The sequence below is a fragment of the uncultured Bacteroides sp. genome (assembly GCF_958445495.1).
Classification (GTDB): Bacteria; Bacteroidota; Bacteroidia; order Bacteroidales; family Bacteroidaceae; genus Bacteroides.
Genome location: NZ_CAUCSQ010000001.1, coordinates 106560 through 123298, shown reverse-complemented (window position 1 = coordinate 123298; position 16739 = coordinate 106560). Strand labels below are relative to the sequence as shown.

Below are 16739 nucleotides of genomic sequence, written 5' to 3'. Positions count from 1 at the left end.
CTGTACACGGCTTTTTTATGTCTGTTTCCGGGCATTTTCCCTCGCTTGGTACAGTTCTTTCATTTCCTTTGCATTCTTTAAGTCCACTGGCTAATCCTTCTTGCGGGAATCTTGTTGTATTGGCATCATCTCAATTTCAACTGGCAGGCTGCGGATACGCGCGTTTTGTTGATGCTTTAGAGTGATACGTTCAGTTTCATATCCATAAGTTGTTCGTTTGTAGTTGTGCGTATTTCGTAGCCTGCTTTTCATCGGCAATAAAAAGCCGTATCAACTCTATTTTTATGTTTGCCAGTCGGATTCTGTAACTGTTCTAAGTGTTTATCTTAGTTCCGATACGCTCTCTTCATGTTATTTCCCGCTTCCTATCCAGGTCCATTTGTGCCATATTGTTTCCAGTGGTCCTTGTTTATGCTTGGACAGCCACCATTTGCAGAACTTAACCTGCAACAGGAAAAGAACGATGCCTATAATCAAGCTGAGGGCATACCCGCAGTAAGGGGCAAGATAAAGCCCGAACGGGAAGTAGATGATGGCTCCTAAGATGGATTGGGAAATATAGTTAGTCAGGCTCATTTTTCCGTAGAACCGCAGGTTGGATACGGCTTTCTTGAACTTGTCTTTCTGATAGAGCAACATGAAGGAAGAGACAAGCACAATCGTGAATGCGAACTTCTGCCACATGTCGAAGGCTGTGCCTACTGTCTGCTGAATCAGGCTGCTGTCACTTTGCATGATTTGTTCTTTTAAGGAATACAGCGGCGCAAAACTGATGGCTGCGATGATGAGCGCTTTCGTCCAGAATTTCAGGTGGGATTCGGAGGTTACGAACAATTCCTTGCGGCCGATGTATAAACCGAACAGGAAGAGCCCGGCAGTTTGCAGAAAGCGTCCGGCGCCGATGGCCCAGAACAGGCTTGCTTTTTGTCCCAGGGTTATGTTGCCTATCAGGAAATCCCAGAAGTTGCCGGCTTTGGTATATTCGGCTACTTCGGCATACATTGCTCCGACATTCAAATCGGGCAGGGTATAGGCGGGATTGAAAAGGCTCATTATGTAGTGGAACCATTCAATCGGTTGCAACGAGAACAGGATAGCGGTGATTAGGATGGCTTTGTCGCTCCACTTGCGTACGATAAACAGTACGAGGCTGACTGCGACGAACAGCAGCAGGACATCTCCCGCGGGAAAGAATGCTGCGTTGAGAGTGGCGAATCCTGCAAGCAATACCATTCGCCATAAAAAACGGTAACCGAAATCTTTTCCTTTTAATTGCTGGTTGTGCGACTGGATAAAGAAGGTGAATCCGAAAAGCAGGGCGAATATGGCGTAGGATTTTCCGGCAAGCAGCGAGAATGTCGCATTAAATACTCCTGCGTCCAGAATGGCGAGCCATTCGGGAGAACTTTCCGGATAAACGGGGAAAATGAAATGTTCCAGGTTATGTACCAGGAGAATCGCCATTACGGCGAAGCCTCTAAGGGCGTCTACTACTTCAATTCGTGGTGTTTTTGTTGATAATTCCATGGGTTGATTTATGATTGTTTTTTAGTTAGTATTCGTTTTACCCATTTATTGGCGGGTTTTTCAAAATAGTAATAAGAGAGCAGGCTCAGTGCAATGGTGATGCTGAAAATGACGGGGACGCTTATTGTCCAGGGTATCTGCCATTGATAGTGAGCAGCCATTTGTGTATATGTGAGTATAATGAATAAGTGTATCAGGTAGAAGCTGTAACTGATTTCTCCTCCTATCACCAGGATACGGCCGGACAGTAACCGGGATAGGTATCCTCTTTGGATGGAGAAGACAAGTATGACCAGGGAAACGGGCAGCCAGTAATAACAGGAATAGCGGTACACCTTGGGAATATCTGCGGCACAGAAATAGAAAATGAAAAACAAGGCGACGGCTCCTGCTTCTAACAGGGTTCCGGCGGAATGGGAAATCTTTTTATCGTGTATGGACTGGTATAACCGGTAAAGTAAGACTCCTACCAAAAAGTCCGGCAGGCGGGTGAGCGGATTTACATACCAATATGCTTTAATCTGTTCTTCGGGAGTCAGGTGCATGGCAACCAGCATGACCGGCAGGCAGATGAAAAGGGTGGCGCACAGGTTCCGTTTGTTAGTCAGGAATGGTATGATAAGAGGAAAACAGAAATAAAACAACTGTTCGCACCCCAGGCTCCACGAAGGGCTGTTGAATGAGAAGAAATAATCTGCGGAAGGGAAGAAAGGCTGCAACAGAAAAGCGGAAGCGGCAAAGTGTTTTATCCAGTCTGCCGTATCGCTGTATTGGACGTATCCCCCTATACATGCGGCTATTAATAGCGTAAGGAGGTGAAGGGGGTAAATGCGGGCGATACGCGCTATCCAGAAAGTGCGTTTGGAAATGGTCTTTTCCGATAGCTTTTTCTGATAGTTATAGGCGATGATGAAGCCGCTAAGGATGAAGAAGAAGCTGACTCCGACAAATCCTTCTTTAAAGAAGTGGGTATCGAAACTTGAATCCAGCACATAACAATGTGCGCCGAATACCATCAAGGCAAATAAAATTCGTAAAGAGGTCAGCGTATTAATCACGGTGTTTATCTATTTGGGTATTTTCCCGCAAATGTACGGTTTTTCTGCAATATAAAAATTCACATAGATTAAAAAGAATCAGGATTCGGAACGTAAACGGCTGAGATGTTGGGGTGTCATGCCGAGGAAGGAGGCGATATATCCCAACTGGGCCCGTTGAATGACATCGGGCTGTTCGCGTAAAAGTTGTTCGTAGCGTTCTTTGGCCGGAAGGTATAGGCGGTTGATATGGTGAATATCCATATACAGCAGGCATTCCTGGTGAATGACACGTCCCCAGTTGGCGATTTCTATGTTGGTTTCGTAAATCCGGTTTAAATCTTCAATGCGTATGGCGTATAATTCGCAATCTTCGAGCAATTCTACGAATTCGTATCCCGGTTCGTCGTGATATAAGTCTTTCATGGCAAAGGTGATGTCTCCCTCGCGTGAGAACCAGATGGTGATTTCTTCGCCGTCGCGCAGACAATAGGACCGGCAAAATCCTTTTTCGATAAAGTAGACGTGACGGTCGGGTATGCCGCCCTGTATCAGTAAGTGTTTTTGGGGAAGTTCCATTTTCTTCATGTAGCTGAAGAGTATTTCCAGAGAGCTGTCGGACACCGGATAGTACCGGCGGATTCCTTTGATGATATTTTCCATGTCCGGTTACTTATTCGGGTGTTCAATCCACCAGTCAATCATCTTTCGCGCAAGGCTGAGTTTTCCGGGAAGTTCGGGGAGGTTGTCTCTTGTATAGAAGTTTCCCGCACTCAGTTCTTCGTCTTGGAGTTTGATTTCTCCTCCGGCATAATCTGCGATGAAACCCACCATCAGTCCGCTGGGATAAGGCCAGGGCTGGTTACCGAAGTAGGTGATGTTTTTTACGTCCAGTCCGGTTTCTTCTTTCACTTCACGCACTACGCATTCTTCCAATGTTTCTCCGGTTTCCAGGAATCCGGCGACAAGGCTGTTGAATGTTCCTTTAAAATTGCGGGCATGCACTAAGAGCAGCGAGTCTTTTTTCTTCACTAGTACAAGAATCGCTGTGGATATGGAAGGATATACCTCCCGGCCGCATTTCGGACAACGTTTCATGATAGACTCTTTCTGTTCCATCGGTGTGCCGCAGGCGGAACAGAAGCGGCTGTTTCTGTCCCAGTGCAGGATTTCGTGCGCTTTTCCTGCTGTCTGGTAGTGAAGGGAAGGGAGGTAGTCATAGGAGGCGCGGAGGCCGGTCATGATGTATTTCTCCGATTCTTCGACGGGGGAAGGAAGGGAGAAGGCTTTGCAGCTTTTCCCTTCCAGTGTGGCGACATTATGTACTGTTGTGTTTTCTTTAATGGTGACGGGTGAGTGGTTTTCGTATGGGATGGCGTATGTGCCATCGTTTTTTTTCTCAAGCAGTAGCTGGTCTTTATAAAAGATAAACCACCAGGATTGTGTTGTCTGATTCATTTTATTCTACCTCTTTTTTTACGTTGCGAAGTTATAAAAAAACGGGTTGATATTTAGGTTTACCGGATAAAATATCAGCAGGCCGGTCTAATAAAAGATGTTGTTTGATGCCGATTTCCCGAATAAAATAATCGTCGTGCGAGATTACTATGACAGTACCCGTATAATTCTTGACGGTGGCAGTGATGATTTCAATGCTCTGTAGGTCCAGGTTGTTGGTCGGTTCGTCCAGGATAAACACGTCGGGGGTATTATTGCCAATCATCAGGCTGCAGAAAGCAAGGCGCATTTTCTCGCCGCCGCTAAGCTTCCGGCAGGATTTGTCCCATTCGGAAGCGGGGAATAAATAACGGTTCAGAATCATTTTTATTTCATGTTCCGGCAGGTTCCGGTTATTGAAAGCGTAAGCTTGCTCCAGAACGCTGTTCCGGTCGTCGATGATGGAATATTCCTGATTCAGGTAGACAGATGTGAATTCCGTTCGTGTCAGGTTTCCTTCCTGTGGCTGGAGTTGTCCGGCGATTAATTTTAAAAGGGTTGTTTTCCCACTGCCGTTGGCCCCTTCTATGCGGAGGCGGTCTCCGCTCTTTAACTGGAAGCTGACGGGAGGTTGCCAGAGCTGTTGTCTGGAGCCGCTATCGTATTGGATACCGGTATTGTCCTGACCGGGGCGATTGTCTGTATCGGAAGGATTTGTTTCGTTGGTTGTCTGAATATGATTGTCGGTCGGATGTGGGGGATAGCCGAAGTTAATCTCTTTTGCCGTCACCAATATTTTTCCGGTGTGGAGCGGGGAACTGTTGAAATCGGTTTTTAATGTGGCGGCCGGGGAGAGTGAACTTCGAAGCCGGTTGCGTTCGTCTGTTAACTTTCCGGCTTTCTCCTGATGGATGCTGTTAAGTTTGCCGGTACTTTTTTCGGACTTTCCTTGAAGTGCGTTGAGCGCAACGCGCGGGAGTCCTTTTTTTATGTTGTTCTTTTCTCCGCGTACATTTTGTTTGTCTCTGCGCTCGGCTGTTTCGCGTGCTGTCTGGCGGGCAATGCGCAGTGCTTTCTCTTTTTCTTCGATGCGTTGTCGCAAGGCTTCTTGCATCAGTGTTTTTTGTTCTTTGTAGAATTCATAATTCCCGCCGTAGTAATTGATTTGCTGTTTTTCCAGTTCGCATATTTCGGGGAGGAGATTGAGCAGGGTGCGGTCGTGGCTTACCGTTAACAGCGTGGAGCGGCATTTCTCTATCCATCCGTATAGACGTTGCCTGCCGGAAGAATCGAGGTGGTTGGTCGGTTCGTCCATAAGTATGGCGGATGGGTGATGAATGTCCGTCCCTGCCAGAAATACACGGGTCTTTTCACCTCCGCTAAGCAGGTTCATCGGGTAGGAGAGGGGAAACTGACCCAGTTCCCATAAATCGAGGGCGGCAATGGAACGTTCTTCCACATTCCAGTCATCGTCCAGGACGGAGAAATTTTCATTTGAAGCATCTCCTGACAGGATGGCGTGGAGGGCTTGCCGCTTACGTTCTATCCGGAGCGCCTGGGCGATGGTCCATGAATCATATTGCCCGAAGTGTTGAGGGATATAGTATAGGTCGTCCGGACGGGTGACGGTGCCGGAGGAGGGTGAAAGTCGGCCGGCAATAATTTGCAGCAAAGTGGATTTGCCGCAGCCGTTGTTGCCGACTAATCCCAGTTTCTGCCCTTTGTTGACGGTGAAATTGAGATTGCTGAATAATACTTCTTTATCCGGATGGATATAACTGATTTGTCGGATGCTGATAGACATGGTTGGTTATTGGGTTTGAGGTTGGAAACGGAGTGAGGGAAAATCACGGGATGGGGGGACGACAAACACAATACCGGCCGGACAACACGGATTTCGTGATGCTTGGCAATATGGAAAAAGCATTGGAAAAAGTGATGTTTGACTGGAAGCGTTGTCTTACTTGCTAATTTTCATCGCGGTAGGTATATGGTTTAACTTGACGGCAAAGATAACGCTTTCTGCCGGATTTCATTCTATGGGGATGGAAAAAAGAATGAGATTTGTTTATTCGGGGCTTTGCATGAGAAACAGAGTTTCCGATTGTTTCAAATACGGCTTTTGTCTGCCTTGTCCGGAAACTGTGTTCTGTGGCGGTTCATGACTATGGGACGAGCAGTAATTCGTAGTCCGCTACTCCCAGCCAGCGATTGAATTTCCGTCCGACTTGTTCATATCCGGACACTTGTTTGAAACCCAGTTTCGAATGTAAGGCGCAACTGGTTTCGTTTCCCTCCGTTATGCAGGCTATCAGCGCATGGTAGCCTCTTTTCCGGCATTCGTCTATGAGTCTTTCCATAAGCAGTTTCCCGATTCCTTTTCCGGTATGTCGGGCGGACAGATAGACGGTTGTTTCCAAAGTGTATTTATAGGCGGCTCTTTCTTTCCACGGATGTGCATAACAGTAGCCTGCCACCTCATTGCCTGTTTCATAAACAAGATAAGGAAAGCCGGCGGAAATCTGTGTGATGCGCTCACGCATCTCTTCGACAGTTACGGGTTCGGTTTCGAATGTGGCCGTACTGTTTATGACGTATTCGTTATAGATGGCTGCAATTGCTTCTGCGTCTTCCGAATCTGCTTTCCTTATCATAATTCCGTATCGTTAACGGAAACCTCCTTTTTATTACGGAGGTTTCCTGTATTCAACCAATGACGGGACGAAGTACGTTATTTTTTCTGTTTTTTGCAAGCAGACAGCCTGTTTATCTTATACGTCAAACAGTTGATTCAATCCCTCGCTCATGCTGGGATGCGTGAAGATAAAATCGCGCAGGAATGCAGAGGGTTGCCCTGTTTTCATAGCCATGGCGACAAGATTTATCAGCTCCGGAGAATCGGCGCAGAACAGGGTGCATCCCATAATTTTTCCGGTATGGTTGTTGACGACGGCTTTTAGCATGCCTTCTGTTTGTTGCAATGTGCGTGAACGGACGACGGAGGTGACCGGCAGCCGGGAAACTTTAAAGGAGTATCCTCTTTTCAAGGCTTCTTCTTCCGTGAGTCCGATATGAGCCAGTGGAGGGTCGATGAATACGGCGTAAGGGACAGGAGCACGGTCATTAATGTCCCGTTTCTTATCTCCGAAAAGTTGGTTACGGATAATCCGGAAATCATCCAACGAGAGGTAAGTAAATTGCGGTCCTCCTTTTACGTCGCCCATTGCCCATATATGAGGGACATTGGTGCGTAGCTGGTCATTTACCGCAATGGCTCCGTAAGCGTCTGTTTTTATCCCTGCCGCTTGTAGGTTTAACCCTTCTGTCATCGGTTTCCGGCCGGTTGCCAGAAGAATGGCGTCGCTGTCTGCAAAATAGGGGGTTCCGTCGGATGCATCCGAATAGGTCAATGTCACGCCGTCATTGGTGTCGTGAATGGATTGTACGCGGGCATTCAGATGAATTTCGATGCCTTTTCTTTCCAGTACTTCTTTGACGCAGTTGGCTATGTCCCGGTCATTGCGGGGCATGAACCTGTCGCTTCCTTCCAGGACGGTCACCTTGCTGCCGAATTCGGCATACATTGAAGCGAATTCCAGCCCGATGTATCCGCCGCCTATGATTATCAGGTGCCGGGGCAGGATATCCTGGTCTAAGAGAGTGGCGCTGGTATATACTTTCCGGCTTTGACGGATACCGTCTATTGCCGGAATGATAGGAGTGGAGCCCGTATTGATGAAAATTTCCTTGCCTTGCAATTCGGCTTCTCCTTCCGGAAGTGTGACTTTGACGGTATTTGCCGATGTGAAAGACCCTTCTCCTGTATAGATAGTGACATTCGGGCGTTTGTTCAGCTTTTCGTAATTGTTGTCTCTCAAAAAAGATGCCAGTTTGTTTTTCCGGTTAACGGCTTGCCTGTACCATCTTGCTTGTTTGGGAAAATCATTGTAATAAAGCAGGGTGGAGATTCCTGCTTCATGTATGAGGGCTTTGGTAGGGATGCATGCTGTATTGGGGCATGCTCCTCCGTACATCAGACTTGAACGTTCTACGACGGCTATTTGCCATCCTCTGTTTGAAAGTTCGGCCGCAAGAGTTTTTCCTGCTTTGCCGAACCCTATGATAATTGCGTCATATTGTTTCATAACTTCATTCATTAACTGTTAATATTCAACTATATAACAGACAGAAGGAATATTTGTTTTCAATGTTTCAAGAAGTTATGCGACAGAAAAGTCTGAATGCTAGTCTTTTTTTAGTGTTTTGAGTACGTGTCGTGACGAATCGGACAGAAGCACTACTGCGCTTGCCAGGATAACGATGTCTTTAACCACCAGCCGTCCCGCACCGGACAATAACGGGAAGCCGGATTCTCCGCCTCCCAGGTCGGGAACCCAGACTTCCGGCGTGGTGACGAGGAATGACAACGTGCCGATTGTCATTATAATGGCCAGGATGTCTCCCGCCAATCCTATTTTGGGAAAGAAGATGCCCAAAAATACCAGAATGCCTATACTCATGATTAGTGCTCCCAAACCGTAAGAAAAGGTATAGGTGTGATTGGCTTGATGCCATGCGCGGTTTTCAGGGACTAGAGCCCCTTCCGGATTCTTGAAGTTTTTGTATTCCGGAGCTTCTTTTGCATAGAAGAAGTTCATGAACGGGCTGTTGGCGACAAACGGTACGATTCCGTCGGCTTCATAGTGGAAATACTTCAGCCCGCCTATCCATACGAATACGATTAAGATGGCTACACGGATGAATTTGATTCCAATTTCTTTCAGGCTTGACGTGAAGGTCAGCAATGCGATGAATTTTTCTTTCATATTGTTGTTTATGAGTTTAACTTACACCGCAAAGGTCGTGCTTATCTTATGGCCTCCCAATGGCAATACCGCCGCATTGCTTATCAATTCTTCCCGTTTTGTTCGTTTCTGAACTGTACGGCGCTCTGTCCTGTCATATTTTTAAAGAAACGGCTGAAAGACGCCTGGTCTTCAAAGCCCAGGATATCTGCGATTTCTTTGGCGCTTTTGTTACTGTACAGCAGCAATCGTTTTGCTTCCGCTTCCACCCGTTCGTGAATGACTCGCAAGGGGGAGGGCAATTTGCAGGTGGAAAAGATATTGGAAAGTGTTTTGGGGGATTTGTGTAGCATATCGGCGTAATCCTGTACCTGTTTTTTTATTTTGTAATGCTCGTCTACCAAATTGTAATATTGGCGGACAATCTCGAACCCGGACTCTTTTTCACGGGTAATGTCCAGCCGGTGACGTGCGATTCGGGTGCACTGGATTATAAACCTTTTAAGGAGGATGCGCAGCATTTCTTCCTGAAGGCTGTCGGAAACGGAAAATTCGTTTTCCATTGCTGTGGTAATTTCGTTCAATTGGCGGTATTCCTGTTCGTTGAGGGTGAAACGGACGAGATGGGACGAGCCGTTGAAAAGAAAACCGCTGCACGATACTTCATGGTCGTTGCCGTAGATGCAGTAGAAATTACTGTTGAACAGCAGGGTCATATACTCTCCGTCTATTGATTTGAACTCAAGGTGTTGCAGGTGTGTCAGTGAAATGACGTCGTTTTGCGAGAGCAGCGTTTCCTGATGGTCGATTTCTACCGTAATGTTTCCTTTGCGTACCCATATGAACTTATAGAGCCCTTTTTCTTTTTGTAGCGCTTTCTCTGTGAGGTAGGAATCCGTGAGTGCGAGTGTCCCTTTTAGTTTTGTGTGATATTGTTGTAGCATAGTTATTCCTCCATTGCTGATGCGTCGAACGATAGCGGCAGCAGGTCGCTTATACTCTTGATTTCATAAATGTGTTTCTTGCCGTAAAGCAGGATGCGGACGGGTTGCCCGTAACGTTTTTCCGTTTCCAGGATTACCTGCCGGCAGGCGCCGCAAGGGGGGATGGGATTGTCTATGAAATCTTTTTCCGTCCTGGCGGCAATGGCAAGGGCGGCGACCGGTTGGTCGGGATATCGGGAATTGGCGTAGAACAAAACGGTGCGTTCCGCACAGAGTCCTGAAGGGTAGGCGGCATTCTCCTGGTTTGTTCCGGTCACCACTGTCCCGTCGTTCAATAACGCGGCTGCTCCTACGGAGAAGTGCGAATAGGGAGCGTAACTGCGTTCTGTAGCTTTCATGGCTGTTTCCATGAGGGCCCGGTCGGTCTCGTTCAATTCGTCGAATTGGTATATTTTAATAATTGCGGTGATAGTAAGGTCTTTCATATATCTCAGGGGATTGGTTTCTACAATTAATGTTACAAAGTTAGGAAAGAGATTGATAATCCCAATTATTTTTCAGATTTTTGTGCCATCTAATTCACATCTGAAATGAAATGGAGAATAAACTGTATAGGCTGGTCTTTTTAACCGTTATTTTTTTCTTGGCAATAGGGGTACAGGCACAGCGGAAGAACACCCGTTATGTGGAATATATAAAGAAGTATAGTGACTTGGCAGTGGAGCAGATGAAGCTTCATAAGATTCCTGCCAGTATTACGCTGGCGCAGGGGTTGCTCGAAAGCGGAGCCGGGTATAGCCAGTTGGCGCGGAAGAGTAACAACCATTTCGGGATTAAATGCGGCGGCAGTTGGCGGGGACGCACTGTCCGGCATGATGATGATGCCCGTAACGAATGTTTCCGCGCTTATAAACATGCGCGTGATTCGTATGAGGACCATTCCGATTTCTTGAGGAGGGGGGCCCGTTATGCTTTTCTCTTTAAATTGGATATTACCGATTATAAGGGTTGGGCGCGGGGGCTGAAAAAGGCCGGTTATGCTACTGACCCTTCTTATGCGAACCGTTTGATTACTATCATTGAGGATTACGATTTGTACAAGTACGATAGTAAGGGCATTTATTCCAAGCGTAAACTGAGGAAGAATCCCTGGTTGCTGAATCCGCATCAGGTATATATCGCCAATGACATCGCTTATGTCGTTGCCAGGGATGGCGATACTTTTAAGGATTTGGGCAAGGAATTCGATATTAGCTGGAAGAAACTGGTGAAGTATAACGATTTACACCGCGAATATACCTTGGTGAAGGGAGATATCATTTATCTGAAGGGGAAAAAGAAAAAGGCTTCCGAACCTCATACTGTCTATGTTGTGAAAGACGGCGATTCGATGCACAGCATTTCGCAGAAGTACGGTATTCGTCTTAAATATTTATATAAGATGAACCGTAAGGACGGTGATTATATTCCGGAGGTGGGCGACCGTCTGCGTCTTCGTTAGTTCGTTGAATCTTTTTTCCGGATTTCAGGGTGGTCGTGTCTTGAAACCGGGAAGTTTCTTTTAGTTCCGCCGTTTTTTGAACGGTAAATTCGTACAGGGTGTCCGATATCGGACACCCTGTTTTTTTGTTTTCGTCTCAATTTCAGAGGTTTATGATTCTGGCATGGATTTAGTATGTTTAATGCCGGATGAATACATGAAATAACTATAAAAGAAAATAATCGAATATGGATAGAGAAATACCCAAAGAGGTTCGCCGGAAGGAACGTAATAAGAAGATAGTTCGTTATTCGGCTGTAGGAGTGACGGGAATTATTGTTATCAGTGTGCTTATTTCTGTGATGAGGGCAGGGGTAGGGGAAAAAGACTTGGTGTTCTCTACTGTTGACGAAGGTATGATTGAGGTCAGTGTCAGTGCGTCCGGAAAGGTGGTTCCGGCTTTTGAGGAGATTATCAATTCTCCTATCAATTCCCGCATTCTCGAAGTTTATAAAAAGGGAGGGGACAGTGTGGATATCGGCACTCCGATTTTGAAACTCGACCTTCAAAGTACGGAAACGCAGTATCAGAAACTTTTGGACGAGGAGCAGATGAGGCGTTACAAGCTCGACCAGCTTCGTGTCAATAATCAGACTAAACTTTCCGATATGGCAATGCAGATTAAGGTGTCGGCCATGAAGTTGAACCGGATGAAAGTGGAATTGAGAAATGAACATTATCTGGATAGCCTTGGAGCGGGGACGACTGATAAAGTCCGCCAGGCGGAATTGAGCTATAATGTCGCGCAATTGGAATATGAGCAACTTCAACAGCAGTATGAGAATGAACAGGAAGTGGCGTCTGCCGAACTGAAAGTGCAGGAATTGGATTTTAATATTTTCCGTAAGAGCCTGGCTGAAATGAAACGGACATTTGAGGATGCTCAAATTCGTTCTCCCCGTAAGGCTATTCTTACTTATATCAACGACCAGATTGGCGCACAGATTTCTGAGGGCGAACAGGTGGCTATTATTTCCGATTTAAGTCATTTCAAGGTGGAGGGAGAGATTGCCGATACTTATGGCGACCGCGTGGCGGCAGGCGGAAAGGCGATTGTGAAAGTGGGCAGTGACAAGCTGGAGGGAATCATTAGCAGCGTGACACCGCTTTCCAAAAATGGGGTTATTTCTTTTTCCGTACAGTTGAAGGAAGATAATCATCGTCGTCTGCGTTCCGGGTTGAAGACGGATGTATATGTAATGAATGCTGTTAAAGAGGATGTGATGCGTATTGCCAACGGTTCTTATTATGTAGGGCGCGGTGAATATGAGCTTTTTGTCCGTACGCCGGATAACGAACTGGTGAAACGTAAGATACAGTTGGGGGATTCCAATTTTGAATTTGTGGAGGTGTTGAGCGGGCTGCAACCGGGTGAACAGGTGGTGGTGAGCGACATGAGTTCTTATAAGAATAAGGGTAAATTGAAAATCAAATAAACTAAATACTGGAAGTTATGATAACATTGAGCTCTCTTTCCAAGATTTATCGTACGGACGAGATTGAAACGGTAGCATTGGAGAATGTGAATCTGACGGTAGAACGTGGAGAATTTCTAAGTATAATGGGGCCTTCCGGATGCGGAAAATCCACCCTGCTGAACATAATGGGATTGCTTGATGCACCTACAATGGGAATGGTGGAAATCAACGGAATACGTACCGAAGGAATGAAAGACAAGGAACTGGCGGTTTTTCGTAATAAAACGCTCGGTTTTGTATTTCAGTCTTTTCATTTGATTAATTCGTTGAATGTGATGGATAATGTAGAACTCCCCTTGCTTTATCGACGTATGGCTGGTAGTGAACGAAAACGGTTGGCACAAGAAGTATTGGAAAAAGTAGGATTAAGCCATCGTATGAGACATTTTCCTACACAACTTTCCGGTGGGCAGTGCCAACGTGTAGCTATTGCCCGTGCTATTATCGGTAATCCCGAAATAATCCTTGCCGATGAGCCGACAGGTAACTTGGATTCAAAGATGGGAGCTGAAGTAATGGAACTGCTTCATCGGTTGAATAAGGAAGACGGACGTACTATCGTGATGGTTACCCATAATGAAGAACAGGCGAAGCAGACTTCGCGCACTATTCGTTTCTTCGATGGACGCCAGGTACAATAGAAACGGCCTCTTACGATTAGAACTAAATAGAAAAATTGATTAATGTATCTCTAAATTAAAAATCATCATGACAAAGAATATTTTCATCGTTGCGATAGCTGTCCTGTTAAGTGTTGCTTTCTGTTCGCTATCGGCACAAAATGTGAGTAAAGATTATAATGTAGACGAGTTTTCTGCCATAAACCTGCAATCTGTCGGGAATATTATTTTTACTCAATCGGCAGGATGCTCCTGCCGTTTGGAAGGTCCTTCTGAATTTGTAGAAAAAACAAGGGTGACAGTGAAAAACGGAACTTTGGTTATCTCGTATAAAGATAGGAATGCGAGGAATATCAAGAACCTTATTTGCTATATTACTGCTCCCGATTTGAGTAAAGTGAAAATTGATGGAGTAGGGAACTTTGATGCAAAAGAAGAACTAAAACTTAAAAATATAGCTTTCGAACTTGATGGAGTAGGCAACTGTAACGTGAAAAGTCTATATTGCGATGAGTTGAAACTAGATGTTGACGGAGTAGGCAATATGAAGTTGAATGTTGATTGCAGCACTATCAAAGCTAAAGTGGATGGAGTAGGAAATATCACTGTATCCGGTAAAGCGGATGCAGCTTTCTTTAAGCGGGATGGCGTTGGTAAAATCAACTCCAAAAACCTGAAGTGTAAAGACGTAACAAAGAAAGGTTGGAATTTCTAATGTAGAACATTCTTCTGTGAACTCCTGTAGAATCAAATCAAAAAAAGAATAAGAAGATGTGGAAGCAATACATAAAGCAAGCTCTTTACCAGTTGAAAGAGAACCGGCTTATTAGTATTGTCTGTATGGTAGGTACAGCTTTGGCTATTTGCATGATAATGGTGATCGTGCTGACATTGCAGATACGGATAAAAGACTGCGTGCCGGAAGTTAACCGTTCACGATCATTGTATGTCAAGGCAATGACGTCCCGGCATAAAGAGCAACACAATAATGCTGCCAGCAGCCAGATGTCCGTCACGACTGCCCGTGAATGCTTTAAGGCGTTGACAATACCGGAAGCGGTTACCATTATTTCCATCAATAACAAGATGCGCGCTTCTCTTCCCGGAGGAGGCAGGATGAGTGTAGATGAAATGGAGACGGATGAAGCGTTCTGGCAAGTCTTTAGCTTTGAATTTTTATGTGGCAAACCATATACGAAAGCCGATTTTGAGAGCGGGCTGTCCAAGGCAGTGGTTTCTGCCAGTGTGGCACGCCGCCTGTTCGGTACAACTGACGTGGTGGGGCGTACCATCCAATTGAATAGAGCCGATTATACCATTACAGGAGTAGTGAAAGACGTATCAAAGTTGGCGACAGCTTCTTATGCACAAGTCTGGATTCCTTATACATCGACAGATTTGGCTTCTTTCTCGTGGAGAGAAAATCTGATGGGGCCTATGCGGGCGGTCATCCTTGCACGTTCGTCCGACGATTTTCCGGCTATCCGTGCCGAAGTAGAAAAATACCGCCAGGCCTACAATAGCAAACTGAAGGATATGGAATTGATTTATCGTGGCCAGCCGGATACTCAATTTGCCTACCTTTACCGCCATTGGGGAACAGACCTGGATATGAAATATATTGTCGGGCGGTTTATCCTTATCATTGTGATTCTCCTCTTGGTTCCGGCTATCAACCTGAGTAGTATGACTTTATCCCGTATGCGGAAACGTATGACGGAAATCGGTGTCCGGAAAGCATTCGGTGCTACTGCCAACGAATTGTTGCGACAGATGTTCTGGGAGAATCTGATATTGACACTGCTTGCCGGAGTACTGGGACTGATGTTGAGCTATTCTGCTACTTTCCTGTTAAACTCATTCCTTTTCGGTAACAGTGAGAATGCAGGCCTTGCCGGGGAAACTTCTCTTTCCACTGATATGCTGTTCAGCTCGACGACATTCCTCGTTGCATTCTGTTTCTGCCTGTTATTAAATCTGTTGAGTGCCGGTATTCCGGCTTGGAGAGTGTCGAGAATGAGTATTGTAGATGCCATAAACCAAAGATAAAATGATGAAACAGTTATTGAAACAAATATATAATGAGCGCCGGAGCAATGCTTTTCTATGGATTGAACTATTGCTGGTGTTTGTCGTATTGTGGTATATCGTCGATTTGGTTTATGTCACTTTGCATGTCTATTATCAGCCGATGGGCTTTGATATAGAAAATACGTATGTATTACGTATGAACCGCCTGACCGATAAATCGACCGATTTCAACCCGGAGCTGACTGTCAAAGATGATATGGCTGCTTTGAGGGAGATAGCCGGACGTTTGTCCCGGCATCCGGAAGTCGAATCTGTCTGTATCTCTCAAAACAGTATTCCATATAATGAAGGGTGTAGTGGGGCGAGTTTCCGTTTCCCGGATAACGACACGGTTTGGATAGGTACGATGGAGCGTTGGGCGACTCCTGAATATTATAAGGTGTTCCGTTTCCGGAATATCGATGGTTCCGGCCATGAAGGCCTGGTGAAGGCTCTGGAGAAAAATACCGTAATCGTTCCTGTCGATGTTGCAGATTATTATCCGGATGCCACTTTCCGCGGAAAAGACCTTCTGGGTAAAGAAGTACGCATGAGTGATGACAATTTTCGTATTGCGGCTTTAACGGAGCCTGTCCGCTACGACCATTATAATATGGCCGGAAAACCTTTTACCGGGACTTATATCGGCACTTACCTTTCTGACGAACAAATGGAAGCGGTCGGAAACGTTACTTATCTTGAACTGAGCCTGCGTGTCCGCAACGGTGTAGACGACGGGTTTGCGGAACGTCTTATGAATGATGCCGACCGTATCTATCAGGCAGGGAATGTTTATATACTTGATATCACCCCGTTAAGCAAAGTCCGGACGGCCTGTGAGATAGACAATGACAATGAATTGCGTACCCGGTTCTGTATTCTCTTTTTCCTGTTGTTGAATATCTTTCTGGGTGTGATTGGCACTTTCTGGTTCCGTACCCAGCAGCGTCGGGGAGAAGTCGCTTTACACATGGCGATGGGAGCCAACCGGAAAAACGTATTCTATCGCTTGATTACGGAAGGCTTGTTATTATTGAGTATGTCGGCTCTTCCTGCCCTGTTGGTCGCATTCAATATCGGATATATTGAACTGGTGGATATATCGCAAATGGCATTTACAGTACCCCGTTTCCTGATAACCGTTTTAATGACGTATCTTTTGATGGCGGTAATGATTATTTTGGGCGTGTTGTATCCGGCCCTGCAATCGATGAGGGTACAACCGGCCGAAGCGTTGAGAGACGAGTAAGAAATATACTGAAACTTTATACTGAAACGATA

At 45.8% G+C, this 16739-nt stretch carries 16 protein-coding genes; 6 read left to right on the top strand and 10 right to left on the bottom strand.

Annotation, left to right across the window (positions count from 1 at the left end):
* Nucleotides 1–351: 351 nt before the first annotated feature.
* The 10 genes from Q5076_RS00490 to cdd all read right to left on the bottom strand — a co-directional run bounded on the left by Q5076_RS00490 (nt 352) and on the right by cdd (nt 10235).
* Entirely contained in the window at nt 352–1527 is a 1176-nt protein-coding gene (locus Q5076_RS00490; protein WP_303010240.1) for a DUF418 domain-containing protein, read from the bottom strand.
* Between the two features lie 8 nt (nt 1528–1535).
* On the bottom strand, nt 1536–2585 hold the full coding sequence (locus Q5076_RS00485) for an acyltransferase (RefSeq protein WP_303010238.1): 1050 nt from the start codon (nt 2583–2585) through the stop codon (nt 1536–1538).
* 78 nt (nt 2586–2663) lie between these two features.
* Nucleotides 2664–3227 carry a Crp/Fnr family transcriptional regulator gene (locus Q5076_RS00480; protein ID WP_303010236.1) on the bottom strand — a complete coding sequence of 188 codons (564 nt, stop codon included), beginning with the start codon at nt 3225–3227 and terminating at the stop codon, nt 2664–2666.
* A gap of 6 nt (nt 3228–3233) precedes the next feature.
* Nucleotides 3234–4022 carry an NAD(+) diphosphatase gene (gene nudC, locus Q5076_RS00475; RefSeq protein ID WP_303010234.1) on the bottom strand — a complete coding sequence of 263 codons (789 nt, stop codon included), beginning with the start codon at nt 4020–4022 and terminating at the stop codon, nt 3234–3236.
* 31 nt (nt 4023–4053) lie between these two features.
* On the bottom strand, nt 4054–5805 hold the full coding sequence (locus Q5076_RS00470; protein WP_303010233.1) for an ABC-F family ATP-binding cassette domain-containing protein: 1752 nt from the start codon (nt 5803–5805) through the stop codon (nt 4054–4056).
* 361 nt (nt 5806–6166) lie between these two features.
* Nucleotides 6167–6655 carry a GNAT family N-acetyltransferase gene (locus Q5076_RS00465; protein WP_303010232.1) on the bottom strand — a complete coding sequence of 163 codons (489 nt, stop codon included), beginning with the start codon at nt 6653–6655 and terminating at the stop codon, nt 6167–6169.
* 117 nt (nt 6656–6772) lie between these two features.
* Nucleotides 6773–8146, bottom strand: a complete 1374-nt coding sequence (locus Q5076_RS00460; protein ID WP_303010230.1) for an FAD-dependent oxidoreductase — start codon at nt 8144–8146, stop codon at nt 6773–6775.
* Between the two features lie 99 nt (nt 8147–8245).
* Nucleotides 8246–8827, bottom strand: coding sequence for a DUF417 family protein (locus tag Q5076_RS00455; RefSeq protein WP_303010229.1), 582 nt, complete (start codon nt 8825–8827; stop codon nt 8246–8248).
* Nucleotides 8828–8910: 83 nt separating this feature from the next.
* Complete coding sequence (locus Q5076_RS00450) at nt 8911–9750, bottom strand: AraC family transcriptional regulator (RefSeq protein WP_303010228.1); 840 nt, start codon at nt 9748–9750, stop codon at nt 8911–8913.
* 2 nt (nt 9751–9752) lie between these two features.
* The gene (gene cdd / locus Q5076_RS00445; protein WP_303010227.1) at nt 9753–10235 is read right to left on the bottom strand and encodes a cytidine deaminase; all 483 of its coding nucleotides are present in this window, start codon (nt 10233–10235) and stop codon (nt 9753–9755) included.
* Between the two features lie 110 nt (nt 10236–10345).
* Between cdd and Q5076_RS00440 the strand changes: the two genes are divergently transcribed.
* The 6 genes from Q5076_RS00440 (at nt 10346) to Q5076_RS00415 (ending at nt 16707) form a co-directional block, all read left to right on the top strand.
* Nucleotides 10346–11251, top strand: coding sequence for a glucosaminidase domain-containing protein (locus Q5076_RS00440; RefSeq protein WP_303010226.1), 906 nt, complete (start codon nt 10346–10348; stop codon nt 11249–11251).
* Between the two features lie 227 nt (nt 11252–11478).
* Entirely contained in the window at nt 11479–12726 is a 1248-nt protein-coding gene (locus tag Q5076_RS00435) for an efflux RND transporter periplasmic adaptor subunit (protein WP_303010225.1), read from the top strand.
* Between the two features lie 17 nt (nt 12727–12743).
* Nucleotides 12744–13409 (top strand): ABC transporter ATP-binding protein, encoded by a 666-nt coding sequence (locus Q5076_RS00430; RefSeq protein WP_303010223.1) that lies wholly within the window; start codon nt 12744–12746, stop codon nt 13407–13409.
* A 67-nt stretch (nt 13410–13476) separates the two neighbouring features.
* The gene (locus Q5076_RS00425; RefSeq protein WP_004326571.1) at nt 13477–14103 is read left to right on the top strand and encodes a DUF2807 domain-containing protein; all 627 of its coding nucleotides are present in this window, start codon (nt 13477–13479) and stop codon (nt 14101–14103) included.
* Between the two features lie 56 nt (nt 14104–14159).
* Entirely contained in the window at nt 14160–15437 is a 1278-nt protein-coding gene (locus tag Q5076_RS00420) for an ABC transporter permease (protein WP_303010221.1), read from the top strand.
* 1 nt (nt 15438) lies between these two features.
* Nucleotides 15439–16707 carry an ABC transporter permease gene (locus Q5076_RS00415; protein WP_303010220.1) on the top strand — a complete coding sequence of 423 codons (1269 nt, stop codon included), beginning with the start codon at nt 15439–15441 and terminating at the stop codon, nt 16705–16707.
* Nucleotides 16708–16739: the final 32 nt, after the last annotated feature.